The organism is Paraburkholderia sediminicola (assembly GCF_046026675.1).
In the GTDB taxonomy this organism is placed as follows: domain Bacteria; phylum Pseudomonadota; class Gammaproteobacteria; order Burkholderiales; family Burkholderiaceae; genus Paraburkholderia; species Paraburkholderia sediminicola_F.
This window is the reverse complement of the sequence record NZ_JAQQEY010000001.1, coordinates 2,751,592-2,776,690: the sequence shown is the minus strand read 5'-3', so window position 1 is coordinate 2,776,690 and position 25,099 is coordinate 2,751,592. Positions and strand designations below refer to the sequence as shown.

At 61.7% G+C, this 25,099-nt stretch carries 19 protein-coding genes; 14 read left to right on the top strand and 5 right to left on the bottom strand.

All coding sequences use genetic code 11. The features are described 5' to 3' along the window. The first annotated feature begins 52 nt into the window (after positions 1–52). On the top strand, positions 53–1,939 hold the full coding sequence (locus tag PQQ86_RS11905) for a potassium transporter Kup (RefSeq protein WP_408266804.1): 1,887 nt from the start codon (positions 53–55) through the stop codon (positions 1,937–1,939). 148 nt (positions 1,940–2,087) lie between these two features. On the opposite strand, the gene PQQ86_RS11900 is transcribed toward PQQ86_RS11905, so the two are convergent. Then, complete coding sequence (locus PQQ86_RS11900; RefSeq protein ID WP_408266802.1) at positions 2,088–4,442, bottom strand: Tex family protein; 2,355 nt, start codon at positions 4,440–4,442, stop codon at positions 2,088–2,090. A 368-nt stretch (positions 4,443–4,810) separates the two neighbouring features. On the opposite strand from PQQ86_RS11900, the gene PQQ86_RS11895 reads away from it, so the two are divergent. From PQQ86_RS11895 to yoaA, 3 genes are all read left to right on the top strand, one after another. Further along, the gene (locus PQQ86_RS11895; protein WP_408266800.1) at positions 4,811–5,737 is read left to right on the top strand and encodes a hypothetical protein; all 927 of its coding nucleotides are present in this window, start codon (positions 4,811–4,813) and stop codon (positions 5,735–5,737) included. 127 nt (positions 5,738–5,864) lie between these two features. Beyond that, a complete protein-coding gene (locus PQQ86_RS11890) occupies positions 5,865–6,083 on the top strand; it encodes a DUF465 domain-containing protein (RefSeq protein WP_093633515.1) in 219 nt (72 codons plus the stop codon). A 63-nt stretch (positions 6,084–6,146) separates the two neighbouring features. Then, complete coding sequence (yoaA, locus tag PQQ86_RS11885) at positions 6,147–8,402, top strand: DNA repair helicase YoaA (protein ID WP_408266797.1); 2,256 nt, start codon at positions 6,147–6,149, stop codon at positions 8,400–8,402. Between the two features lie 151 nt (positions 8,403–8,553). Here the strand turns inward: yoaA and PQQ86_RS11880 are convergent, their stop codons facing one another. Continuing rightward, positions 8,554–8,814, bottom strand: a complete 261-nt coding sequence (locus PQQ86_RS11880; protein WP_093633513.1) for a hypothetical protein — start codon at positions 8,812–8,814, stop codon at positions 8,554–8,556. Between the two features lie 231 nt (positions 8,815–9,045). Continuing rightward, on the bottom strand, positions 9,046–10,296 hold the full coding sequence (locus tag PQQ86_RS11875) for a JmjC domain-containing protein (protein WP_408270243.1): 1,251 nt from the start codon (positions 10,294–10,296) through the stop codon (positions 9,046–9,048). A gap of 32 nt (positions 10,297–10,328) precedes the next feature. Between PQQ86_RS11875 and PQQ86_RS11870 the strand changes: the two genes are divergently transcribed. Then, a complete protein-coding gene (locus PQQ86_RS11870) occupies positions 10,329–10,871 on the top strand; it encodes an FKBP-type peptidyl-prolyl cis-trans isomerase (RefSeq protein ID WP_093633511.1) in 543 nt (180 codons plus the stop codon). On the opposite strand, the gene PQQ86_RS11865 is transcribed toward PQQ86_RS11870, so the two are convergent. Both PQQ86_RS11865 and mutS read right to left on the bottom strand, forming a co-directional pair. Beyond that, positions 10,851–12,206, bottom strand: coding sequence for a hypothetical protein (locus PQQ86_RS11865; protein ID WP_408270240.1), 1,356 nt, complete (start codon positions 12,204–12,206; stop codon positions 10,851–10,853). The two genes, PQQ86_RS11870 and PQQ86_RS11865, sit on opposite strands and share 21 nt — an antisense overlap. Next, complete coding sequence (gene mutS, locus PQQ86_RS11860; RefSeq protein ID WP_408270238.1) at positions 12,193–14,832, bottom strand: DNA mismatch repair protein MutS; 2,640 nt, start codon at positions 14,830–14,832, stop codon at positions 12,193–12,195. The genes PQQ86_RS11865 and mutS overlap by 14 nt, the downstream gene beginning before the upstream one ends. Before the next feature lie 198 nt (positions 14,833–15,030). On the opposite strand from mutS, the gene PQQ86_RS11855 reads away from it, so the two are divergent. The 9 genes from PQQ86_RS11855 (at position 15,031) to PQQ86_RS11815 (ending at position 25,099) form a co-directional block, all read left to right on the top strand. Beyond that, entirely contained in the window at positions 15,031–16,299 is a 1,269-nt protein-coding gene (locus PQQ86_RS11855) for a tyrosine-type recombinase/integrase (RefSeq protein WP_408266795.1), read from the top strand. Positions 16,300–16,652: 353 nt separating this feature from the next. Next, the gene (locus tag PQQ86_RS11850) at positions 16,653–17,024 is read left to right on the top strand and encodes a hypothetical protein (RefSeq protein ID WP_408266793.1); all 372 of its coding nucleotides are present in this window, start codon (positions 16,653–16,655) and stop codon (positions 17,022–17,024) included. Between the two features lie 6 nt (positions 17,025–17,030). Next, positions 17,031–17,492 (top strand): hypothetical protein, encoded by a 462-nt coding sequence (locus tag PQQ86_RS11845; protein WP_408266791.1) that lies wholly within the window; start codon positions 17,031–17,033, stop codon positions 17,490–17,492. A 64-nt stretch (positions 17,493–17,556) separates the two neighbouring features. Then, entirely contained in the window at positions 17,557–19,812 is a 2,256-nt protein-coding gene (locus PQQ86_RS11840; RefSeq protein WP_408266789.1) for a VapE domain-containing protein, read from the top strand. Positions 19,813–20,265: 453 nt separating this feature from the next. Further along, entirely contained in the window at positions 20,266–20,493 is a 228-nt protein-coding gene (locus PQQ86_RS11835) for a PDZ domain-containing protein (RefSeq protein WP_408266787.1), read from the top strand. Positions 20,494–20,576: 83 nt separating this feature from the next. After that, positions 20,577–21,344 carry a hypothetical protein gene (locus PQQ86_RS11830; protein ID WP_408266785.1) on the top strand — a complete coding sequence of 256 codons (768 nt, stop codon included), beginning with the start codon at positions 20,577–20,579 and terminating at the stop codon, positions 21,342–21,344. Further along, positions 21,337–22,044 carry a hypothetical protein gene (locus PQQ86_RS11825; RefSeq protein ID WP_408266783.1) on the top strand — a complete coding sequence of 236 codons (708 nt, stop codon included), beginning with the start codon at positions 21,337–21,339 and terminating at the stop codon, positions 22,042–22,044. Before PQQ86_RS11830 ends, PQQ86_RS11825 begins: the two co-directional genes overlap by 8 nt. Positions 22,045–22,058: 14 nt before the next feature. After that, a complete protein-coding gene (locus PQQ86_RS11820) occupies positions 22,059–24,230 on the top strand; it encodes a hypothetical protein (RefSeq protein WP_408266781.1) in 2,172 nt (723 codons plus the stop codon). After that, positions 24,227–25,099, top strand: a complete 873-nt coding sequence (locus PQQ86_RS11815; protein ID WP_408266779.1) for a hypothetical protein — start codon at positions 24,227–24,229, stop codon at positions 25,097–25,099. The genes PQQ86_RS11820 and PQQ86_RS11815 overlap by 4 nt, the downstream gene beginning before the upstream one ends.

Genomic DNA, 25,099 nt, shown 5'->3' with positions numbered 1-25,099 from the left:
GTTTAGAATAGCGGTCGTTTTTTCCGCTCAGGGAACGGATTTCCTCGCGTCTATGACAGATAACAATCACGTGCACAAACAGCCTCTGCCTTCCCTCGCGATTGCTGCGATCGGAGTGGTGTTCGGCGATATCGGCACGAGCCCGCTGTACTCGCTGAAGGAAGCTTTCAGCCCGTCACATGGCATTCCGCTGACTGATCAATCAATTCTGGGTGTGATCTCGCTGCTGTTCTGGGCGATCGTGATCGTGGTCGGCATCAAGTACGTCTTGTTCGTGATGCGCGCCGACAACAACGGCGAAGGCGGCGTCCTCGCGCTGATGGCGCTGGCGCTGCGCTCTCTCGACCAGAAGTCGAAAATGGCCGGCCTGTTGATGATGCTCGGCATTTTCGGCGCCTGCATGTTCTATGGTGACGCGGTAATTACGCCCGCCATTTCGGTGATCTCGGCGGTGGAAGGGCTTGAGATCGCGGCGCCCAATCTGTCTCATCTGGTGTTGCCGCTCACGATGGTGATCCTCGTGCTGCTGTTCTGGATTCAGCGGCACGGAACGGCCACGGTCGGCCGCCTGTTCGGCCCGATCATGGTGCTGTGGTTCGTGGTGCTCGCCGCGCTCGGTCTGTGGCACATCCTGCAGTCGCCGAACGTGATCCGCGCACTGAACCCGTACTACGCCTACACCTTTATGGCGGCGCACGTGTTGCAGGCTTACGTGGTGCTTGGTTCGGTCGTGCTGGTGCTGACGGGCGCCGAAGCGCTCTACGCGGACATGGGCCACTTCGGTGCGAAGCCGATCCGCATGGCCTGGTACTTCCTCGTGATGCCTTCGCTGGTGCTGAACTATTTCGGCCAGGGCGCGCTGCTGATGCACGACCCGAAGGCGATCGAAAACCCGTTCTTCCTGCTCGCGCCGGATTGGGCGCTGCTGCCGCTCGTGGTGCTGTCGACGGTGGCGACGGTGATCGCGTCGCAGGCGGTGATTTCCGGCGCGTATTCGTTGACGAGCCAGGCGATCCAGCTCGGCTACGTGCCGCGTATGAAGATCCTGCACACGTCGGAACTGGCGATCGGCCAGATCTATGTGCCGGTGGTGAACTGGATGCTGCTGTTCATCATTCTGTGCATCGTGATCGCGTTCAAGAGCTCGGATAATCTCGCCGCCGCGTACGGTATCGCGGTGACGGCCACCATGGTCATCACTACGGTCCTGGCCTGCGTCGTCATGGTGAATGTGTGGAACTGGAACAAGTTCCTCGTGGCGATGATCATCGGCGTATTCATGGCGGTCGACTTAGGCTTTTTCGGCGCCAATCTGCTCAAGGTCGCGGAAGGTGGCTGGCTGCCGCTCGGCATTGGCGCGCTCCTGTTCTTCCTGTTGATGACCTGGTTCAAGGGCAGGATGATCGTCAAGGAGCGTACGGCGGCTGACGGCATTCCGCTTATGCCGTTCCTGCAAGGCCTGCTCGCACATCCTCCGCATCGTGTGTCGGGTACCGCGATCTATTTGACGGGTAGCGATTCGCTCGTGCCGGTGAGTTTGCTGCACAACCTGAAGCACAACAAGGTGCTGCACGAGCGCACGATTTTCCTGACTTTCGTGACGCTGGATATTCCGTATGTGAATGATGCGGAGCGCGTGACGGTAAAGGATCTCGACGGCGGCTTGTTCCTCGTCAAGGCGGCGTACGGTTTCAACGAAACGCCTGACGTGAAGGCTGTGTTGCTCGAAGTCGGCCGCACGCACGACATGACCTTCGAGTTGATGGATACGTCGTTCTTCCTCGCCCGTGAAACGGTGGTGCCAACGCAATTGCCTGGCATGTCGGTGTGGCGCGAACGTGTGTTCGCGTGGATGCATCAGAACGCCGCCAAGCCGACCGACTTCTTCAGCATTCCGGCCAACCGGGTGGTGGAGTTAGGGACGAAGATCGAGATCTGACGCGACGGATCGAGGTCCGGACGCGCCTTGCATACGAAGGCGCGGCAAGCGATAAGAGATAAAAAGCCCACACAATTGCGTGGGCTTTTTTTCTGCTCAGTCATCGTGGATGTCAGTGCGTGAGCGAATCACACGCTGACAAACCCGCTTACTTCTGTTTGAGCTTGGCGAATGCCGCGGCCATTGCGCCGCCTGTTTCAGGCTCACGCGAGCGCTGTTGCTGCGCGCCGCGGCCACTGCCGCCACCCGAGCGGCTGGAACCGCCACGGTCCTGCTGGGCGTTGCCACCGCTGCGCTGCGCGGCTGCCGCGCCGAACTCGTCGTCCAGACGCATGGTCAGCGCGATACGCTGGCGCTTCACGTCGACTTCCAGCACCTTTACCTTGACAATCTGGCCGGCCTTGACCACTTCGTGCGGGTCTTTGATGAACTTCGTCGACATGGCCGACACGTGCACCAGACCGTCCTGATGCACGCCGATGTCGACGAACGCACCGAAGGCCGCCACGTTCGTCACGACGCCTTCAAGCACCATGCCCGGCATCAGATCGCTGACCTTCTCGACGCCTTCACGGAAGGTGGCGGTCTTGAACTCGGGGCGCGGGTCGCGGCCCGGCTTTTCGAGTTCCAGCAGAATGTCACGCACGGTCGGCAGGCCGAAACGTTCGTCGACGAATTCCGCCGGCGAGAGTCCACGCAGCGCGTCGCGATTGCCGAGCACTTCGCCGACATGCTTGCTGATCTTCGCGAGCATGCGTTCCACAACGGGATACGCTTCCGGGTGAACCGATGAACGGTCGAGCGGGTTCTCGCCGTTGTTGATGCGCAGGAAACCGGCGGCCTGTTCGAAGGTCTTGTCGCCCAGACGCGGCACCTTGCGCAGATGTTCGCGCGACGGGAACGGGCCGTTTGCATCGCGATAGTCGACGATGTTGCGAGCCAGCGTCGCGTTCAGACCCGATACGCGCGCGAGCAACGCGACCGACGCCGTATTGGCATCCACGCCGACCGCGTTCACGCAATCCTCGACCACCGCGTCGAGCGAACGGGCTAGTTCGCGCTGATTCACGTCATGCTGGTATTGGCCGACGCCGATTGCCTTCGGTTCGATCTTCACCAACTCCGCAAGCGGATCCTGCAGACGGCGCGCGATCGACACGGCGCCGCGCAACGACACGTCCATGTCCGGGAATTCCTTCGCCGCGAGTTCGGAGGCCGAGTACACCGACGCACCGGCTTCTGAGACGACGATCTTCTGCAGCTTGAACTCTGGATGACGCGCGATCAGCTCGCTCGCAAGCTTGTCCGTTTCCCGCGACGCCGTGCCGTTGCCAATACTGATCAACTCAGCCTGCGTCTGTGCGCAGATGCGCGCCAGTTTCGCAATCGAGCCATCCCAGTCGCGGCGCGGCTCGTGGGGATAAATCACGTCGGTGGCGAGCACCTTGCCAGTCCGGTCGACCACCGCGACTTTCACGCCGGTGCGCATGCCCGGATCGAGGCCGATCACGGCCTTCGGTCCGGCGGGCGCGGCGAGCAGCAAGTCTTTCAGGTTGCGCGCGAACACGCGAATCGCTTCGTGTTCGGCTTCGTCGCGCAGATTGGTCAGCAGTTCGTTTTCGATATGCGGCTGCACCTTCACGCGCCAGCACCAGCGGCACACGTCGGCGAGCCACTTGTCGCCCGGGCGGTTCTGATTGGCGATGCCGAAGTGGCGAGCGATCAACGCTTCGCCCGGATGCGGCACCTGCGCGTCGAGTTCTTCGCCGAGACCCAGCTTGACCATCAGCACGCCCGCATTGCGGCCGCGGAACAGGGCCAGCGCGCGATGCGACGGGACGGTCCGGATGGTTTCCGCATAATCGTAGTAATCGCGGAATTTTTCTTCTTCCGCGTTTTCCTTGCCCTCGACCACTTTCGACGACACCACGCCCTGGTTGAACAGGTAGTCACGCAGCTTGCCGAGCAGATCCGCGGTTTCGCCGAACTGTTCGGACAGGATGTCGCGCGCGCCGTCGAGCGCTGCCTTGATGTCGGCGACGCCTTTCTCGGCGTCCACGTAGGCGGCGGCTTCGGTTTGCGGGTCGAGCAGGGGATTGGCCAGCAGAGCGTCCGCAAGCGGCTGCAGACCGGCTTCGCGGGCGATCTGCGCGCGCGTGCGGCGCTTCGGCTTATACGGGAGATACAGGTCTTCCAGCACCTGTTTGCTGTCGGCGCCTTCGATCGCGGCGCGCAGTTCGTCGGTGAGCTTGCCCTGTTCGTCGATGCTCGCGATGATCGTGGCGCGCCGGTCTTCCAGCTCGCGCAGGTATAGCAGGCGTTCCTCGAGATTGCGCAGTTGCGTGTCGTCGAGATTGTCGGTCACTTCCTTCCGGTAGCGGGCGATGAACGGAACAGTCGCTCCTTCGTCGAGAAGTTGCACCGCGGCCGCGACCTGGCGCGGCTGGACGGACAGTTCGGCGGCGATGCGCTGTACGATCTTGAGTGCTACGGTTTCCGTCATAAGGTCTTGGTGTTCCTGCTGCTCAATCAAAGGTCGCGCGGTGGCGGCACATGCCAGGCACACGCCGGGCCCACGTCGGGCACGCCGGTGCACGCTGGGCGTGCGCGCTGCGACCAGGTTGCTGGAGCGGGGCATTTTGCCATAAATGCAAAAGGGCTCAACCGCAGGGTGATAGAATTTCGGGCATGTTCCGTTGACCATTTACGACGTTGCCAACCTCCTTGTCCCTCAACCGCCTGGACTCCCGCTTGGTCTCTCGCTTGTCACAATTGCCGCTTTTTCTGACGCCGCGTTTGTCGCGCTCGCCGCTTACATCGCTCACGTCGGCGTTGCGGTTCCTGTTCAGGTCAGCGCTTCCGTCCAGTGGGATGTTTTTCGCTTCGTGCGCGTCGTGCGTCATGGCAGCTTCGCTGGCGGTGTCCGCGCCGGCCGTAGCGCAGTCCGCAGCGCCGCTCGTGGCCGCCAGCAGCCTGGCGCCGGCAGCCTCTTCGGGCGTGCGGGCAGCGAGTGCGGCGGACACAACGAGCACCCTGAACGCCACTGGCGCGGACAATGCCGATAACGCTGTATCGCAGGACAGCGCATTCGACGCGCGGCAGAAAGTCCTCGATCAGCGCACGGAGGAAAACAACTACCGTTACGCGGTCGCCGAACACGATTGCTACAGTAAGTTCTTTGTCAACCACTGCCTGAACGAGGCGCGCGACAGCATGCGTTCGGTGCAGGCCGACATTCGCAAGGAACAGCTCGCGCTCGACGGCGAACAGCGTGTCCAGCACGCCCGCCAGCGTGACGAGCAGGCAGCGCTCAAACGCGCCCAGGACGAAGCCAGCGCACCGCAGCGCGCCGCTGACGACGCGCGTAACGCCCAGGCCTACGAAGACAAGCAGCGCCAGCACCAGCTTGACCAGGCGCAGCGCGCGGCCGAGGCGCCGCAACGCAGCGCCAACGCGCAAGCCTATCAGCAGAAGCAACAACAGCACGCGCTGGATCAGGCGCAGCGCGGCATCAGTCCGTCGCAGGCCGCAGCCAACAGTCAGGCATACGATCAGAAGCAGAGCGACTTCCAGCGCAAGCTCGACGAAGCGCGTCAGCAGGGTGCGCAAAAGGCGCAGGAGCGGGTGGAGAAGCAGCAGACCTTCGAGAAGAAGCAGGCCGATGCGGCGCAGCACAAAGCCGACGTCGAAGCTCGTCAGAAGCAGGCGGCCGAGAAAGCCGAGCAGAAACGTCAGGACCAGTTGAAAGAGCAACAGCAACTTGAAGAACAGCAAAAGCAGCAGCAGGAACAACAGTAGGTGTGCTGTAGCGGGTTCTGGTAGGGTAGTACCAGGCAGTAGTCGCCGTAACGCGTTTTAAGCCGGACAGCAACCTCAGGCATCGGGCTGCATACGCAGCCCGTGCCGCTTACGAGCGGAGGCGAGCATGCGCGATCAACATCACGTCATCACCGCGGACACATTGCGCGACCGTATTCTGCAATTGGAATCGGAGCATAGTGGGCTCGATCGCTTGATTGACCGAATGTCGGAAGAGCCCGGCATCGACGACTTCGAGTTGCAGCGCCTGAAAAAGCGCAAACTCAAAGTCAAGGACACCATCATCTTGCTGCAATTGCAGCTCGAACCGGACGCACGCGCCTGAGTTCGCGCCCTGGCAGGTGCCGGGTCGCGCCGCGCGCGCCGGACTTTGCAGGAAACGCTTGCCTTGAATTCACCGCTTGAAACTTCACCACGCGCCACGGCGGACGACGACGCTCCGGTGGCCGGCACGCCGGAGCCGCGTCCTCCCGCGTCTGCGCTCTCCGCGTCGTTGAATCCACGCCGCGTCGCTGAACTGGACGATATCTTCGCCGACAATGGCCTGCTCGCCCGTCAGATCGACGGCTATCGTTCGCGCGCGTCGCAGATCGAGATGTCGCGCGCCGTCGCGGCGGCTATGGAAGCGTCGGGCCGCGCGATGCCCGAGCCCGCGATGTTCGAGGCGCAAAAGCGTCCGGCGCGGCGTTTGCAATCGCCAGGCGCGGATGCTGCCGCTGTTGCCTCTGAAAACGACGAATCGAATGGTCTCGACGGCAGCGAAAACACGCTGATCGTGGAAGCGGGCACCGGCACCGGCAAGACCTATGCGTATCTCGTGCCGGCCATGTTGTGGGGCGGCAAGGTGATCGTCTCCACCGGCACCAAGCATTTGCAGGATCAGCTCTTTCAGCGCGACATTCCGACCGTGCGCGACGCGCTTGCCGTGCCGGTATCGGTGGCAATGCTCAAGGGCCGCGCGAACTACCTGTGCCATTACTACTTGCAGCGCACTGCGGATAACGGCCGTCTGCCGTCGCGCCAGGAAACCTCGTATCTGCAGGACATCATTCGCTTCGCCAAGATCACGCGCACTGGCGACAAGGCCGAACTCGCGAGCGTGCCGGAAACGGCGGCAGTGTGGTCCATGGTCACGTCCACGCGTGAGAACTGTCTTGGCCAGGAGTGCCCGCATTACAAGGAGTGCTTTGTGATGCAGGCGCGCCGCGAGGCACAGCAGGCCGACATCGTGGTGGTCAATCACCATCTGTTTTTCGCGGACATCATGTTGCGCGATACCGGCATGGCCGAATTGCTGCCTACGGCGAACACCGTCATCTTCGACGAAGCGCATCAACTGCCGGAAACCGCGACGCTGTTTTTCGGCGAGACGCTTTCCACCACGCAATTTCTCGAACTCGCGCGCGATTCCGTGGCGGAGGGCTTGGGTCATGCGCGTGAGTCTGTCGACTGGGTGAAGCTCGGCTCGACACTCGAACGCGCGGCGCGTGACGTGCGGCTCGCTTTCAAGGAAGACTCGGTGCGCTTGTCGATCGGTCAGTTGCCCGACGATCATCCGTTATTCCCCGCGCTCGAAACGCTGGAAGCCGAGCTCGACGCACTGACGTCCGCGTTGTCCGGTCAGGCCGAGCGAGCCGAATCGATCGGGGCATGCCTGCGCCGCGCACGCGAGCTGCAAGGCGTGCTCGCAGGCTGGACCACGCCACCCACCGAGACCGAACGCGCAGCAGCTGACCCCGCCGCGGCGGACGCCAAGGCCGAACGCACCGATCCAAACGAAAAGGTGCGCTGGATCGAAGTCTTCGCGCATACGGTGCAGTTGCACGAAACGCCGCTGTCGGTCGCGCCGATCTTCGCGAAGCAGCGCGCCGGCGTACCGCGCGCGTGGATCTTCACGTCGGCGACATTGTCGGTGCGGGGCGACTTCACGCACTACGCGGCGCAGATGGGCCTGAACGCAAAACGCTCGATGACACTGCCGAGCCCCTTCGACTATCCGACGCAAGGGCTTCTGTACGTGCCGCGCAATTTGCCGCAGCCTTCATCGCCGATGTTCACCGACGCCGTGTTCGACGCGGCATTGCCCGCGATCGAAGCATCGGGCGGTGGCGTATTCATGTTGTGCACGACGTTGCGCGCGGTGGACCGCATCTCGGCCAAATTGCGCGACACCATTGAAGCACGTGGCTGGGACTATCCGCTGCTCGTGCAGGGTGACGCGAGCCGCACCGAGTTGCTCGACCGCTTCCGTGCGTACGGCAATGCGATTCTGGTGGGCAGCCAGAGCTTCTGGGAAGGCGTGGATGTGCGTGGCGATGCGCTCTCGCTGGTCGTGATCGACAAGCTGCCGTTTGCACCACCTGATGACCCGGTGCTGTCGGCACGTCTCGATGCGCTAACGAAGAAGGGATTGAGCCCGTTCGCGGTCCATCAGCTGCCGCAGGCCGTGATTACCCTCAAGCAGGGCGCAGGCCGTCTGATTCGCGCTGAGACCGATCGCGGCGTGCTGATGATCTGCGACACCCGTCTCGTCGACAAACCGTATGGGCGCCGTATATGGCAGAGCCTGCCGCCATTTAAACGCACACGTGAGATCGAAGTCGTGCGCGAATTCTTCGAAGAGAACGCGCCGCCGGCTGAATAGCAGGTGATTAAGTGAATACCGTTGTAAAAAACGGCGCTTAAATGACAAAACGCCACGGATTTGAATCCGTGGCGTTTTGCTTTACTGCTTCAGGAAATCACCTCGATTTCCTGAAGCAGTTTTCGCCCAGAGGCGAACCCTATGCGACAGCTTACTGGCTTGCGCCCGAAGCCGGAGCAGCAGCCGAAGCAGCAGCGCCTGCGTCCGAAGCAGCGGTCGTAGCCGAAGCAGCAGCGTCGCTCGCAGCAGCAGCCGCACCCGATGCAGCAGCAGCCGAATCCGAAGCTGCAGCAGCCGGTGCCGAAGCAGCAGCTGCGTCGCTAGCCGGGGCAGCGGCTTGATCGTTGCTCTTGTTGCATGCAGCCAGTGCCACAGCTGCCAACAGGGATGCTACGAGGAGGGATTTCTTCATGATCACGTCCTTTTATGGTTAAAGGTAAGCAACAGCGCAAAATAATACCGGTAATGTGCTCCAACATCGACCTGGGCCGTTGGTGGAGACGCTCTTTTGACGAGCTAGAATCTTCCCTACGGCTTGGGCGGAAATTATATGCACTTTCGTACTGACAATCCATAAATCCGGGGTCAATACGTTGTCTTTCTCATACAAAATTTCACAGTACGGTATAACAGGCGGGCAGAGTTACGCAAGCTCGCCCACTTGTATCCAGCCCGCACAATACCACTCGTGAAGCAGTGCTGTCACCGACGAATCGTCTGAGAGTGTTACAAAGCGTTTCGCACTCAGACACCGACGGTCAGCGAGGTCAATCAACCACTTTTTGGCCCCATTAAACGGCGTTTCCTCTCCATTTAGGAAGAAAAAACGGCGGTTGTACAACAAATTAGTCTTGCGGTCCAGTCGAATGCCAGCCTTGGATGCCTGACTGATGAAACGGGCTTCATTAAGCGGTCGTTGCGGCGGATCAAACACGACGCTCGGCTTCGGTTCGCTGAGGTACGTGCCAAGGAACGACGCAATGTCCTGCTCACTCCACTTAACGCCAGCAAGGATCGAACCAACCCGTTCTATCAATGCAGCGGGCAGCTCTGCCGGACGGTCTACCGCGGCTTGTTGCGGGTCGCGATAAAGCGCATCGGGCCGCGCGGCGGAGTCGCCGCGTTCAGCCAGATGATAGAGGAACTGCGCGGTCAACTCGCCCGCGGACGGGGCGCGAAAACCGATCGAGCAGGTCATGCATTCGCCTTCGGCGACACCGTCATGCGCGATATGCGGCGGCAGGTACAGCATGTCACCCGGCTCAAGCAGCCATTCCTCTTCCGCCTCGAAATGCTGTAAAACTTTCAACGGCAAACCCGGCTGGAGTGTCAGATTTTTCTGCGCACTGATCCGCCACCGCCGCTTGCCTTTTACTTGCAAAAGAAACACATCGTAGGAATCGAAGTGGGGGCCGACGCCGCCGCCATCGCTCGCATAGGAAATCATCAGGTCGTCCAGACGCGCGTCCGGCACGAAGCGGAAGCGGTCGAGCAAGGCCCGCGCGCGATCGTCGTAAAGATCCACGCCTTGCACGAGCAAGGTCCAGGCGCGCTGCTTGAGCGACGGCAGTTCATCCGGTGCGAACGGGCCGTGCTCCAGTTGCCATTTGTTGCGAAAGTGCGTGATCAGACGCGCTTCGACTTCGTCCTGATCGGCCAGCTCGAAAAACTCCTCGCGCGACAGCGGCGCCTCTACGTTCGGGATCGCCTGGCGGATCAACAGCGGCTTCTTCTGCCAGTACCGGCGCATGAATTGCGACGGTGTCAGATTGCCGAGCAAGGGCGTGGGCGTGTTGGGCGAGGGCGGGAGAATAGGGCGAGCCGGCTTTGAAGCCGGTGAAGAATTCCGTGCCGAAGCTGCATCGGCCGGGTGGTCAGTGGGCCGCTTGGGCATCGTATAATGTGAGTTGTATTCTGGAGAATCGAATGAAAATCGCAAAGAACACCGTCGTGTCGGTCGCTTATAAGCTATCGGATGCGCAGGGCAATCTGATTGAAGAAAGCGACGAGCCGATGGTCTATCTGCACGGCGGCTATGATGGCACGTTCCCCAAGATCGAGGAAGAGCTCGACGGCCACGAGGCCGGCTTCGAGACCCAGATCCAGCTCGAGCCGCAAGACGCGTTCGGCGAGTACGACCCCGATCTCGTGAAGATCGAGCCGCGCGATCGCTTCCCGGAACCGCTCGAAGTCGGCATGCAATTCGAAGGCACGCCGGAAGAAGGCGATGAGGATCTCGATTCGCTCGTCTACGTGGTGACCGACGTGGCGGAAGACAAAGTCGTGCTCGACGGCAACCATCCGCTCGCCGGCATGGCGCTGCGTTTTGCGCTCACCGTCAAGGACGTGCGTCCGGCTACGGAAGACGAAATCCAGCACGAACACGCGCACGGTGCCGACGGCCTCGAAGTCCTCGATGACGATGACGACGAAGCCGAAGACGACAAGTCAGGGCCCACGCTGCACTGAGCTTGCGGGCGTGCCGGGAGCGCCTGAAGGCGCACCCGGTGCGTGCGGCAAAACGGTCGAGGCGGGCGGGCCAGACATGGCGGGCCCATATTCGCCGTTGCCGTCATCTGCCGGTTCGTGTTGCTGTGAGTCGGGTTGCTGCTGCCCAGGTGTCTGCAACAACGGCGGCAACTCGGAAGCGGGGCCTAACGCCGGCACGGCCGGCATCGAAGCGGCCGGCTCTTCGCGCTGCGGCGCTGGCGACGCTGTCGGCATCGGCATTTGCTTCGGCACGTCGCGCACACTCACGCGGAACGGCGGTTTCTTGCCGAGATCCGCTTCAATCTGAATCCACTGGTTAAGACGATCATGCGGCGCAAGCGCGACACGCGTGAGGTTCGTCACCAGCATCCCCTTGTCATTGCGTAGCGGCTGATCGATCACGAAGCCGGCGCTCGCGCGTTCGTCGTCGCAATGAATCACCAGCACCGGTCCGCGAAAAATCTGTGCGAGTTTGACGAGGCTGCGTTTGAATTCCAGAAAGCCGTCGCGACGCGTGTTCCGCGCAAAGCGCAGCCATGCGAAACGGTCGGGCCGTTCGTAGCGCTCCGGATCGGGGTCGCCCTGAATGAACACGACAATCGCGTGCGCGTCGCGGCGTTTCGCATATTCGCCGGCGTGTTCGAGCCAGAACGCATTGGCGATCACGCGATCTTCGAACTCGCCATTGCGGCCGCCCGCGGTCAGATAGTGATTGTTCGGGCTCGGAGCATTCAGACCAACAAACACGGTATCGCCGACTTGCCAGCGCACGTTCTCCCGGAATGGACGAAAACGCGACACTTCGCTCTCGCGCGTCAATGCGATCGGGTTCTGACCCATCGAAGTGGAGTCGGTGAAGAGGGTCTGGCGGAGTTGATCGAGCCGCTCGACCGGATCGAAGCCGCCGGCCTCAGCCGTGCCGCAGTCGGCCCAGTCGTGCTGGCCTGGAATGAAGAAGAGGGCGGGCCGCGACGTTTCGAGCAGCGCGTGGCGCCGTTCGTATAGCGCATCGCGGCAGGCTTCTTTCGCGCCCTTCAGATTACCGTCGTAGACGACGAACGATACGTCGCGGTCGTGGCCGATTGCATCGATCAGACGTTGTGTGGGGGCTTCGTCGGCGGGGCTTTGCATCGTGCTGGCGATGACCGCGAAGGCAAAGCGCGGCGCTTCGGCGTGCGCGAGCGGGGCAGTCACCACGAGCACTACAAGCGACATTAAAGACGCAAGGCTGCCCGTCAGCGTGAGGGCGTTGGTCAGCGCCGCGCAAATTTTGCGCGGGCGCTGCGAGGGCCTGTGTGCGTCAATGATCTGCATCCGGCGCGGCGGCCAGGTCGTGCAGTTCATACAGCAGATCGAGCGCTTCGCGTGGCCGCAGATCGTTGGGATCGATTGCGCGCAGACGCTCGACGAGTGCCTGCATGGCCGGCGACGCCGCTGCTGCTTTCTGCTTGTCACTGGGTTCGTCGTCGGCGTCTTCGACCAGCATGGGCATGGGCGCGGCGAACAGATCGAGTTGCGGAGCGGGTTGCGCCGCCGATTGCTGTTCGAGATGCGCGAGATGCTTGCGGGCCGCGCGAATCACCGCGTTCGGCACACCCGCCAGTTGCGCGACCTGCAAACCATAGCTCTGATTCGCCGGCCCTTCGCTGACCGCATGCAGAAACACGATGCCGTGCCCATGCTCGACAGCCGACAAGTGCACATTGGCCGCGTGTGGAAACTCGGCGGGCAACTGCGTCAACTCGAAGTAGTGGGTGGCGAACAGCGTATGACAGCCGTTGTGCGAGAGCAGGTGCCGCGCGATGGCCCACGCCAGCGCGAGGCCGTCGAACGTCGACGTGCCGCGCCCGATCTCGTCCATCAGCACGAGACTTTGCGGCGTTGCGTCGTTCAGGATCGCTGCAGCTTCGGTCATCTCCACCATGAAGGTCGAGCGGCCGCCGGCCAGATCGTCCGCTGCACCGATTCGCGTGAAAATGCGATCAATCGGACCGAATGCCGCGCGGCGTGCGGGCACATAGCTACCGACGTATGCCAGCAACGCGATCAGCGCGGTCTGCCGCATGAAGGTCGATTTACCGCCCATGTTCGGGCCGGTGATCAGCAACAGTTTGCGCTCGGGTGTGAGCGTGCAGTCGTTAGCGATGAATTGCTCGACCTGCGCCTCGACAACCGGATGCCGGCCCTGTTCGATTTCGATGCCGGTATCCGGCGAAAACGTCGGCGCGACCCAATCGAGCGCGCGGGCGCGTTCAGCGAAGGCAGCCAGCAGATCGAGTTCGGCGAGTGCCGCCGCGACCCGCTGGCAGTCCGGGATAAAAGGCAACAGCGCTTGCAGCAACGCGTCGTAAAGCGAGCGTTCGCGGGCCAGCGCGCGTTCCTGCGCGGACAGCGCCTTGTCTTCGAACGTCTTCAGCTCCGGCGTGATGTAACGTTCGGCGTTTTTCAGCGTCTGACGGCGGCGGTAGTCGTCCGGCACCTTGTCAGTCTGGCCGCGCGTGACTTCGATATAAAAGCCATGCACCTTGTTGTACTCGACACGCAGATTGCCGATGCCGGTGCGCGCGCGTTCGCGCGTTTCGAGGTCGATCAGGAACTGCCCGCAGTTCTCCGAAATATCTCGTAACTCGTCGAGTTCCGCATCGTAACCGCGGGCGATCACGCCGCCGTCGCGCACCATCGCGGCTGGCTCCTGCGCGACCGCACGCCTGAGCAGTTCGACGCACGCTTGCGGCGGTTCCAGCGACGCGTCGATGCGCGCCAGCGAATCCGCATTGGACGAAACCGCCGCGAGTTGCGTGCGCAACTCGGGCAAGGCGATAAACGTATCGCGCAGGCTCGACAGATCGCGGGGCCGTGCCGACAGCAACGCGAGACGCCCGGTGATCCGCTCGATGTCGGAGATCTGCCGCAACGCGCCTCGTAACGAATCGACGCCTGCACCCAGCGGCGCGTCGAGCAATGCGCCGATGGCCTGCTGACGCGCTTGCGCCACAGCGGCCTCGCGCGGCGGATGATGCAGCCAATGACGCAGCAGACGGCTGCCCATCGTCGTGCAGCAGGTGTCGAGCAGTGAACACAGCGTGGGCGATTCGGTGCCGCGCAGTGTTTCCGTGAGTTCAAGATTGCGGCGTGTGGCGGGGTCGAGCCCGATATATTCGGACTCGTACTCGACCTTCAGGCTGCGCACGTGACGCAATTGCTGGCCTTGCGTGGCCGCGGCATACAGCAGCAACGCACCGGCCGCGCCGCATGCCGCGCTCAGCGAATGCGCGCCGAAGCCGTCGAGGCCGGCCACTTCCAGCTGATCGCACAGACGCTGCGTGCCCGAGGTGATATCGAAGTGCCAGACCGGCACGCGGGTGAGGGCGCCGGCGTTGACGGGCGGGGTCCAGCTCGCGGAGTCGGCGGGCGCATCGGCCACCAGAATTTCCGCGGGACGAATCCGTTCGAGCGCGGCAGCCACCTGATCGGGCGCCACTTCGGCGAGGCGCAGTGCGCCGCTCGCCAGATTCAACCACGCGAGCCCGACACTCGTTGCAACGCCGCGGCGGTTATGCCCGACGCACAGCGCCATCAGGTAGACGTCGCTCTTGTCGGACAGGAGGGCGGCGTCCGTCAAGGTGCCCGGCGTGACCACGCGCATCACTTTGCGCTCGACGGGCCCTTTCGACGTAGCCGGGTCGCCGATCTGTTCGCAAATCGCGACGGATTCGCCGAGCTTTACCAGCTTGGCCAGATACTGTTCGACGGCGTGATGCGGCACGCCCGCCATCTTGATCGGATTGCCCGCCGAGGCGCCGCGCTGCGTAAGTGTTAAATCGAGCAGACGCGCGGCCTTTTCCGCGTCTTCGAAAAAGAGCTCGTAGAAGTCGCCCATCCGGTAGAACACCAGCGTGCCCGGATGATCCGCCTTGATGCGGAGATACTGCTGCATCATTGGCGTGTGTTGTGCGACTTCCACGTCGCTCACTCCCTTTCTGGTTGGGGCTGTATCGGGTGTAAGGCTAGTCCTGACAGGGGTTTCAGACAATTCAAAAGCTCGCGATCAGTGTACGTTTTTGTCCAATTTGTGCGGTAAAAAGCTGGACCTTCGGTATAGGTCTCGGTATCGTTTCACTATTGCGGAGCGAAAACGATGACCAAACCTACACCGAAGCGTGCCGGCCCCGGCGCACTTACTCCGGCGATTATCGCCGCTATGACGCCGGGCGTCGAATTGAGCGACCCGGACCACCCCGGTTTGCGGGTGCGCTGCAACGCGTCGTCGCGCGTTTTCTTTTATCGATACCGCGCATCGGACGGTGCGTTGCGGCAAATCAAGCTCGGTGAGTTCGGTGCTATGACCTTGGCTGCAGCGAGAAGTGCGTTGCAAAAGAAAAAATTGGACCGCGAGCAGGGTGTCGACCCGCAGATCGAGAAACGCAAAACGCGGGCTGAAAGCAGGCGGGCTCGGGAAGCGGTGCGGGTATCAAGTTACACCGTGGCCGATCTCGTCGAGCACTACATTGCCGAGGATCTTGGCAAACAAAAGCGGGGCAGCGAGGGCGAACGGATCTTGCGGCGTGAACTGCTGCCGAAACTCGGCGCACGTTCGGCCGCAGCGCTCACGCGGCGCGAGCTGCAGGACGAAGTGATCCGCCCGACGATGGCGCGCGCGCCGCGCGTGGCTACCCAGCTCCTAAGTCGAATCCGTTGTGCCTACGCGCATGGGCTTGAGCAGGGGCGCTTACCTGACGATCATGTCTCGCCGACAATTGGTATCAAGGGCGCCGCCCAGGTGCGTCGTAAGCGCGCGCTGCCGGACGGCGAACTGGCGACGTTTCTGCGCTGGTTGCCGCATAGCCCTTATTCGCAAGCCGTGCGCGACGTGCTGCAATTGTCTCTACTGACGGCCACGCGCAGCGGCGAAATTGTGGCGGCGCGTTGGCGCGACATCGACTTCGAGCGCGCGACATGGCAACAGCATGACAGCAAGACGGGCGAGCCACACCTTGTGATGCTGTCACGTCAGGCGCTCGAACTGTTGCAATACCGGCGCGAGCTGGACAAAGACTTCGTCTTTGCAAGTCCGAAGCGGAAAGGGCACCACATCGCGCAAAAGGCTGTTGGCCTCGCGCAATACACCGCGCGCCAGGCAACAGGCGACACAGCGGCTGCAGATCCGCTCGCAGCAGGATGGACGACACACGACCTACGTCGGAGCGCTGCAACGGGACTAGCCCGTCTGGGGTGCCCGCGCGTTGTACAGGATCGCATCCTGAACCACACAGACGGCTCCATTGCGGCGATCTATGACCGCCACGCGTACGACGGCGAGGCCCGCGAGTGGCTTCAAAAGTGGGCTGATCACCTCGCTGCGTTGACCGTGTCTAGCGTGGCCGCCGCAGTGCAAGCTGCAGTCTGAAGATCGCACGCCAGCGTTAAGGGGTACGCATACTTCTGTATTAAGCGTCGAAACTTGGGCATGTTTTAACCAAACGTGGACAAGCCCATGAAGCGTGATACTAAGCCCCCCGTTGAGCCTGAGTTGATTGGCCTGGCCGATCTGCGCGTCTTGCTCGGTAACTGCTCGCGGCAGTGGATCTATGACCAGCTGCGACGGGACCCTGCATTTCCCCGGCCGCTCAAGCTCAACGCCTTTACGAACGCCTGGCGTGTTCGCGAAATTCATGCGTACCTCGACGCACTGCCGCGCCATGAGCTAACCGGGTTGTCTGGCCCAGATAGCCGCGCTTTCGCAGCGCGAGGCGGTGTCGCATGAGTCCGACCGCCAGCATCCAATCGCTACTCATCAAGACCGAAGCTGCCGCGATTGACGCAGCTCTCGACGACGGCCTGCCCGAAGACGTGCTCGATACGCCGCGAGCGCTTCTGGTGCGCACGATCAAGGCTGTTGATAACTTCCGACTCGGACCATATCCCAGCGGCATTGCGCTGATAGGCGATCTGCAGATGCGCCTCGCTGCGTTGCTCGCACGCGTCGACAAATGCCTGCCCAAGATGTCCGTTGAAACATCTATGACACAGGCGCGGCCGGTTCTCGCTGAGATCGTAGGCGCGGTGCCGCAACTGCTCGAAGACGTGAAGCGGCTTGAGCGCTTTGTTTCACCGCTTGCAATGTGGGATTAAAAGACAATGAACAACGACGACTTCATTCGCGCCGCCCGCACCATGAACGCCGACCATTCTGCAAAGCTCGCGATCGACAAGGCCAAAAAGCCGGCGCCGCGCATCGTGTTCGATATTGTCGAAGACGGGCCTCCCGAAGCGAAGCTTGAGACGCAGGGGGCTATCGTCTGGCTTGAATGCCACGATCTCGATGCGCCGAGTACCTTGCTGGCCGAAGCCGAGCCGGATCTGGTTTGCGAGCCGCTGATCGGATGGCAGTTGCAGCGCATGAAGAAAACAGAGATCGCGACCGGGCGCGTTGAATACTACTTCGACGTTATTGCGATCGGTGCGACGGCCGAGATTCCACACTGGTTCGCGATCGAATACCCGAGCGGCGTCATCGCGTACGGCGATGGCCGGCTGCAATCGGCGCAGGAACGGCTGCGGCTTCTGGCTGCGAAGAAGAGATTCTTCGACGGGATTTAAGAAAAGAAAAAGCCCCGATCCGAACGAACGGAACAGGGCCGAAGCAAAGCTAAAGGATGAGAGAATGCTAAATCAAATAAGTAGTCCTGTCAATCTATGTCTAACGATTGACGCTTCCGCTTACGTGGAATGGATTGCGCCGTTGCGCCAACGCCTGCGCGCGGATATCCACGCCGCGAAAACAGCAGATGGGCCGAAGTGCAGGCGCAAACCGCTCACCGACGCCGCGTTGCTTGCGCACTTTCATGGGGGTGAACCTGTCGGTTTGTACCCGATGGCGGAAGGCAGCGAAACCACGCGGGTTGCGGTGCTCGATTTCGACAGCCACGGGGGCGCAACGCCATGGGTTGCGATGTTCGATACCGCGCAACGCGTCGCGCTCACAGCGGCATCGCGCGGCCTGGTCGCGCACGGGTTCCGGTCGTCGGGCGGTCGTGGCGTCCACCTGATTTTTGTGTGGGATACCCCCCAGCACGCGTACAGCGTGCGCCAGCTCATGTTCGAAGTGCTTGAGTCGAACGACCTGAAGAACGGTGCCAGCGGCGGCATTGCCGCTGGCTTTGTTGAGGTTTTCCCCAAGAACGATTTCTGCGCCGATTGCGGAAATATGTTCGTGCTCCCGCTAGGGGGCAAGTCCCTGCCGCTTGATCTCGACGACCTGGATACGGAGCCGATGCCGCGCGAATGGGCACTGCGTCGCGATTGGGTAGCGTCGGCGCCCGTGCCCGTCCTGGAGCGCCCGGCGCCACGTCCAGTATCAGTCGACGGCCTGACGATGGATCTCGCGCGGGTCAAGGCATATTGCGATCTGATCCCGAACAGCGGCGACGATGAACTGACGTATGAGGACGGGCCGGAGGGTCGAAGCTATTTTGAGTTGATGACGGCAGTGCATCGCGCGACCGATGGGAGCGACGAGGGTTTGGCGATTGCCGCTGATATGTTTGGCCGCGCTGCTATTTTCAAGATGGATAATCTTGAGTACAAATGGGCGTCAATCACCCCGCGCGAAGGCGGCATAAGCGTGCGGACTTTGATCGCGGCCGCTCGGCACTATGCGCCCGAAGCGGTGGCAGCGCTTGAGCTTGTCGAGATCGAGAATGATTTCGACAAGCTGCCGGCAGAGCCGAACCCAAGACCGGTCTACCAGCGGGATAGCAACGGCAAGGTTCTCGCGCTTGTCGGCAACGTGGTGAAGGCTTTGCGGTTCCCTTTTGAGTGCGGCGCGCACATCGCCCGCGACGAGTTCCGCGCTCAGAACATGATCGACGGGCGCGTCGCGACCGACGAAGACATCACCGAACTGCAGATGCGACTCGAAGCGCGCGATTTCCTCAAGCTCGGCAAGGATCTCGTGCGCGACGCTTTCTATAAAGTCGCTTTTGAAAACCAGTACGACTCGGCAATCGAATGGATCGGTGCTCTGCGCTGGGATGGCGTGCCGCGTACCGAGTGCTTCCTGATGGACCGCTTCGGCGCGGACGACACGCCGTATACACGGGCCGTGTCGCGCTATATGTGGACGGCGCTCGCCGGCCGCGCACTCAGCCCCGGCATTCAGGCCGACATGGTGCCCACGCTGGTCGGGCCGCAGGGCATCGGCAAGACCCAAGGTGTGAAGGCGATTGCGCCCGCACCTGAACTGTTCTGTGAGCTTGGCTTTGCCGAGCGCGACGTCGAGGCATCCCGCAAGATGCGTGGCCGGCTGGTGATCGAACTGGGCGAGCTGCGCGGCATGTCGGCGCGTGACGTTGAAGGCGTGAAGGCGTTCATTACCCGGCAGACGGAGCTTTTCCGCGATCTGTACCGCAACAACATGGTCGAGTTTCATCGGCGGCATCTGTTCATCGGCACCACGAACAAGGACCAGTTCTTAAGCGACGACACGGGTGAACGACGTTGGCTCCCTGTGCGAGTCACGAAGTGCGACCCGTCGGCTATCGAACGGGACCGCGATCAGCTTTGGGCTGAAGCGGCCGTTGCTTTCCAACAACACGGCATTGCGTGGCGCGACGCTCAACGTCTCGCCGCAGCCGAGCACGACGAGTTCAAGCTGCAGGACGAGTGGGAACCGACGGTGCTTGCCTGGATGCACGAAGACGAGGGCTTCGGTAGTGGCATGCCATCTGCGCGTGATTTTTTGCGGACTGACGAGGTGCTTATTGGTGCGCTGCGTTTCGAAGCGAAGACCATCCGGCCCGGCGATTCCATGCGAATTGCGGCAATTCTCAAAAAGTACGGATATGAGCGCGCACAAATTCGCATAAATGGGCGCAAGGCGTGGGTGTACGGGCGCTCGCAAGGCGGCGATTTGACTTAATGCCCCCACCGCCCCCACCTTGCCTCCACCTGAAAACTGCGAGGTGGTTCCAGCGGAATCCAGTATGGGCTTGGGTTTCCGAGAGTTGCCCCCACCGCCCCCACCTTTTTTACTTGCTTTAACGCGCGCCATATATAGGGTGTTCCGGGGAAGTTTCCGAAACAGGGGTGCAAGGTGGGGGCGGTGGGTCCAGGCAGTCCTAAACGAACGCGGTTGTTTTTGCGCAACTCAGACACAAAACCGCGAACAACGCTGAAAATCGCAAAAGCGTTTCGCGTGCTTCACGTACACGCGCGGGGGCACGCGAAACGAATCGAAAGGCGGGCGACGACAAGCCGCTTCACGTCAGGCAACGGCTAACACTCATATGCAATCGGCGTTACACCCAATCGCGGCCTAGCCCGCGGCACGTAGTAAGGCGAAACCTACACTGAGGGCTACACCATGCATCTGTTGAACTTCGACGGCGTCGCGGTGCCCGACACAAGCGCCAACCGCGCGTTGTGGCGGATCTGGAACCAACCGGGGATATGGATACATACGCTCAGTCATCTCGAACGCAGCGCGCGGATCAAACGACTGAAGCGCGCGGCGGAAGCCATACGCGAAATTAACCCCCTGCTCGGCGCCACGCTGTCGGATATCGAGTTTCGCGGCGAGTGGTGCAGGCTTGTCAGGTAACACCTGGCTTCAAATGTCACTAGGGGTTACGCCTCGCGGATTCGCCGATGACAATGGGCTCCATGAACACAGGAGTCCAAACCGTGAAGCGAACTACCATCCTCAAGTCACGCATCGGCGAACTGAACGGCGAACTTGATCGCGCGACTGCAGAGCGTACTGCGGCGCTCACCGCGGTGGGCAAAGCACCGAAGGACGAAGCCGCACACGCACGCTTGTCAGCCGCCATCGACGCATGTAAGCAGATCGCGGGCGTAATCGCTTCGATGGAAGAAGCACTCGGCGATGCGGGCGACGCTGACGCGGCCGAAGTTCTAGCATCCCATCGCACCGAGATGATCGCAGCGCGCGACCGCATGCAGAGCGCTGTTGTTGCCCGCGTGCAGTCAGGTGCGAAGGTCGACAAGGCCCTCGAAACACTACGCGCCGCGCTCACGGAGTGGCATCAGTACACCGAAACCGCACGACGAGAACTTAGCCTCGCGAGCGTCGGCGCGGTTGACGCGGATCAGATGCCAGCGAACGTGTACGACAACCGCCTGCTGCAACTGAGCGCGGTCGCTGGACAGCTTGATTCAGCGTGCGATGTGCCGGCCGCGTTCGCGCAGGCGCTTCGACGCGCAGGCGTGTGTGGGCCGCTCGACTCCTACGCAATCGGCCCAGCCGAAGGGCCGATCCCGCTGAACGCTTTTATCGACTTCCACACACAAGCCGCGGGCAGCATGTTGCTCCACCACCCAGGCACGGTTCGCGAAGCCGCGCAACGCGCTGCCGACAGCGTCGTGTGCACGTTGGATAACTGGCACCGAAGCTGCAACGTGATCGACACGCAAGGCGGCAGCGGTGAGTGACATCGACATGCAGGGTATCGCCGACCGCCTGTTCGGTGGCGCCAGCACTCCCGCCGCCTCGACAACCAGCGAGACGCCAGCCGCGGCTACTGACCCCGCTGAAGCCGCACGCGCGACACAGCTTGAACGTGGCGCAGCGATCAACGAGCGCACCGCGGCTGACAAGGCCGACGCCGCACGCAAAGAATCGTTCGAACAGCACGGGCTGTGGAAGGCGCCCGGCGAACTGCCCAAAGCCGAAGTGCCCGACAACATCAAGGCGATGCGTGAAGCTGACGCCGAACGACGTCTGTACACACCTGAAAAAACCTATAGCGGCGTGCAGATCGAAACCGCGATGGAAAACGCGGAAGGCGACCCGGCTCTTAAGGCAGTAGTTGCGCGCGAGACGCGCGAATGGCTTGCAGATATCGGCGCCTCGACAGACGACGCACAGCAGCTCGTCGACGCCGCCAGCCAATTCTCCACCGAACCCGTGTCACCGGAACGCGACGCGGCTAACACCAACGACGCGATCGGCGCATTGAATCGCGAGTTCGGCCAGGACGCCACGCAAGCGTTGAAAGCTGCGCAACAGATGGTGCTGCGCGACCCGCGTCTAGCTCGGTTTCTCGATGAATCTCGTCTCGGCAACGATCCAGCGATCGTCGTCAAGCTCGCCCATCTCGCCCGCTCGCAACGCGCGCGCGGAAAACTGTAAAGGACGCGCGCCCCATGACTGTTTCCAGTACAACGCGCAAAGCGGGACCGTTCGCGGGCAATGGAATCGTCACCGCGTTTCCTTTCGCTTTCAAGATTTTCACGAAGTCGGACATCAAGCTGATTCTCGTCAGCCCGACAGGCGCTTCGACGACGCTCACGCTCGACTCTGACTATTCCGTTGTGCTCAACGTCAATCAGACAAGCACACCGGGGGGCACGATCACGTATCCGATCACCGGGGTGACCCTGCAGACAGGCTATGCGCTAGTCGTACTGGGTGATCTTCCACTCGATCAGGAAACCAACATTACGAACGGCGGCGGCTTTTACCCGCAGACGATCGAGGATATGGTCGACCGCGCGACCATCCAGATCCAGCAGGTTGCCGAAATCGCCGGGCGCGCGATCGTAGTCACCGAAGCCGAAAACACCGCGCCGGTTTTGCCGCCAGCGGCAGCACGTGCCGGCACGATCCTGGGCTTCGACTCGTCTGGAAATGTCACGACACTACCGATTACGTCGTCGATCGGCGCTGGCGATATGCACGTCGACCTGTTCGAAGTCGGCACCGACTTTGCGGCCAACGGTTCGACGTCCGTGTTGAATCTGAGTCGCGCGCCTGGCTCGCTCACGAACATGTGGGTTTTCTTCGACGGCACGTACCAGAGCCGTTCACAGGTGCAGACGCTGAACGGGACGGTGCTGACGTTCAAGTCGGGCATCCCGGCTGGCACACAGGAAGTGGCCGTACACATCGGCACCGTGCTGTCGCTGAACGTGCCGGCCAACGGTTCGGTCGGTCCCGCGCAAATGAATCCGCAGTTTGGGCCGACAAGTGCGCGACCAACGCCGACCTATCCGGGGCAGCACTGGCTCGACACCACGCTTGGCTACGGGGTCGAGGCCAACGCCGCATTGAATGGCTGGCTCAATGCGGCCGGACAAGCACCGACCGGTTCGGCGTTCGACCTTCAGGACGCGATTGTCCACGGCAAGTTGACGCTCAGCGCCCCGCCTATCCTTCCGTACGCCGTGTTCAACCTCACGTCTTACGGCGGTGTCGGCGATGGCGTTACCGCGAACGATGCGGCGCTGACCGCACTGCTCGCCGCGGCTGCGTTGACGTCCGCGACAAGGATCGCAATCAAGATTGGCCCAGGTAAGTGGAAGTTCACGGCGGGCGCCACACTCACAGTGGCGAACACCGTCGGTGCGTCGATCAGCATCGTGGGCGAAGGGCAGGACATCACCGAACTGTATTGGCCGAACGGTGCGGGCGGTCTGATCATCAATTGCCCAACGCCGTACCAGTCGTTCCACATTCGCGACCTGTCGATGACCACCGGGAACATCGGGCTGTCGCAGGCGCTGTCGATCTTCCAGAATTCGACGTTGGTGTCGGGACCGGCGAATACCGCGCCGAGCGACGTGACCCGCGTCACGTTCCGCGGCTCGGACGGCTACGCGGTCAACAGCGGGAATCTCTGGTCGTTTGCTATTCACACGACCCGGCTCTCAAACCTGAATGTCGACTCGTGTCTCTTCACAGGCGCCGCGCCAACGTCTGGCGGTTACTCCACGGCGGGAACCGGTGTTGAGATCGACGGCGCAGCTACCGCGAATTCGTGCGTCTTCAACTTCATCAATTGCACGTTCAACTACCTTGGCACTGGCATCACGGCGCAAGGCGGCGTGCAAGGTGTCACCCTCAATAGCTGCAATTTCACGGGCTGCAACTACGGTTTTACAACACCGGTCGGCACCGCGGGCGGCGATCAGCTGTGCGTGTGGGGCTGCCAGTTCAACTGCGGCACCTACGATATTGTCACCGGTACCCACTTCGATAACACGCTCATTTCGGGATGCCTGTTCATTGCCGACTCGGCGGGCAAAACCTGCGTGTTCCTGCAGAGCTACAACTCGTTCAGCCTGGTCGGCAACGCGTTTGACGGCACATACATGAGCAACCAGATCGGGGTTGTCTGTCAGAACCCCGATGGCGGTATCGGCGGCGTCATCAGCGGGAACGTCTTCACCGGACTGACCATCGCGATTCAACTTACCGCAGCGTCGGTGCGCGTCAACATCCAATCCAACCAGTACACAACCAACACCACGAACGTGCTTAACCAGGGCACTGGGACAGGCACGTTGGCAAACACACTAGGCGGTGGCTCACTATGAAAAAACTACTTCTCTCCCTATCGCTGGCGCTGTACGCGCTGGCTTCTTTTGGCACGACGCTCAACCCTGTCCAGTTGCTGAATCCGCTAGGCTCGACGAGCGGGCAGGCGGTCGTCTCAACCGGGCCGACGACCGCGCCGGCATGGGGCAATGTCACCGCAACGTCGCTCGCCGCGCAGGCCGCGAATACGGTACTGGCGAACGTCACTGGTTCGGCAGCATCACCCACTGCCGTCGCGATGCCGAGCTGCAGCACCGCAAATAGCGCGCTTCAGTACACGAGCGGGACCGGGTTTAACTGCGTCACGAATTCGGCGATTACAACCGGCACGCTCGCGCAGTTCGCCGCAACGACATCGGCGCAGTTGGCTGGAGTGCTATCGGATGAAACGGGTACAGGTAGCGCGGTCTTCGGTACAAACCCGACAATCAGCACACCGACAATCAACGGCATTACCAGCGGCGCCAACGCTGCGGCCGGAGTGGTTGGGCAGTGCATTCAAGGCATTGTCACAGCCGGGTCGCCTGTTTCGCTTACTTCTGGAACAGCGGCGAACGTCATCAGTATTCCGCTTACTGCGGGGGACTGGTTCGTCTACGGATTTACCGGGTTTACAGGAACCGCCACAACGACGGTTCTTTATTACGGCGGCGGGGCTTCGCCTACCAGCGCCACGTTGGCGAATAGCGTTGTAACCCCAGCAGGTAACGCCACTATTTTTGCCACTGCGGGCGGCTTTGGAGTGTCCGTTCCTATGCAGCTTATCAATATCTCCGCAAGCGCTACTTATTACCTGGTGGCGCAAGCATCGTTCGGCGCAAGCACGATGGGCGCTTTCGGAACGATCACCGCTTGCCGCTGGCACTAG

Excerpts from the sequence above, each read along its gene's own strand:
- PQQ86_RS11905 (WP_408266804.1), top strand. The coding sequence starts at position 53 with ATGACAGATAACAATCACGTGCACAAACAGCCTCTGCCTTCCCTCGCG.
- PQQ86_RS11900 (WP_408266802.1), bottom strand. The coding sequence starts at position 4,442 with ATGACGGAAACCGTAGCACTCAAGATCGTACAGCGCATCGCCGCCGAA.
- PQQ86_RS11895 (WP_408266800.1), top strand. The coding sequence starts at position 4,811 with ATGTTTTTCGCTTCGTGCGCGTCGTGCGTCATGGCAGCTTCGCTGGCG.
- PQQ86_RS11890 (WP_093633515.1), top strand. The coding sequence starts at position 5,865 with ATGCGCGATCAACATCACGTCATCACCGCGGACACATTGCGCGACCGT.
- PQQ86_RS11880 (WP_093633513.1), bottom strand. The coding sequence starts at position 8,814 with ATGAAGAAATCCCTCCTCGTAGCATCCCTGTTGGCAGCTGTGGCACTG.
- PQQ86_RS11875 (WP_408270243.1), bottom strand. The coding sequence starts at position 10,296 with ATGCCCAAGCGGCCCACTGACCACCCGGCCGATGCAGCTTCGGCACGG.
- PQQ86_RS11870 (WP_093633511.1), top strand. The coding sequence starts at position 10,329 with ATGAAAATCGCAAAGAACACCGTCGTGTCGGTCGCTTATAAGCTATCG.
- PQQ86_RS11865 (WP_408270240.1), bottom strand. The coding sequence starts at position 12,206 with ATGCAGATCATTGACGCACACAGGCCCTCGCAGCGCCCGCGCAAAATT.
- mutS (WP_408270238.1), bottom strand. The coding sequence starts at position 14,832 with ATGATGCAGCAGTATCTCCGCATCAAGGCGGATCATCCGGGCACGCTG.
- PQQ86_RS11855 (WP_408266795.1), top strand. The coding sequence starts at position 15,031 with ATGACCAAACCTACACCGAAGCGTGCCGGCCCCGGCGCACTTACTCCG.
- PQQ86_RS11850 (WP_408266793.1), top strand. The coding sequence starts at position 16,653 with ATGAGTCCGACCGCCAGCATCCAATCGCTACTCATCAAGACCGAAGCT.
- PQQ86_RS11845 (WP_408266791.1), top strand. The coding sequence starts at position 17,031 with ATGAACAACGACGACTTCATTCGCGCCGCCCGCACCATGAACGCCGAC.
- PQQ86_RS11840 (WP_408266789.1), top strand. The coding sequence starts at position 17,557 with ATGCTAAATCAAATAAGTAGTCCTGTCAATCTATGTCTAACGATTGAC.
- PQQ86_RS11820 (WP_408266781.1), top strand. The coding sequence starts at position 22,059 with ATGACTGTTTCCAGTACAACGCGCAAAGCGGGACCGTTCGCGGGCAAT.
- PQQ86_RS11815 (WP_408266779.1), top strand. The coding sequence starts at position 24,227 with ATGAAAAAACTACTTCTCTCCCTATCGCTGGCGCTGTACGCGCTGGCT.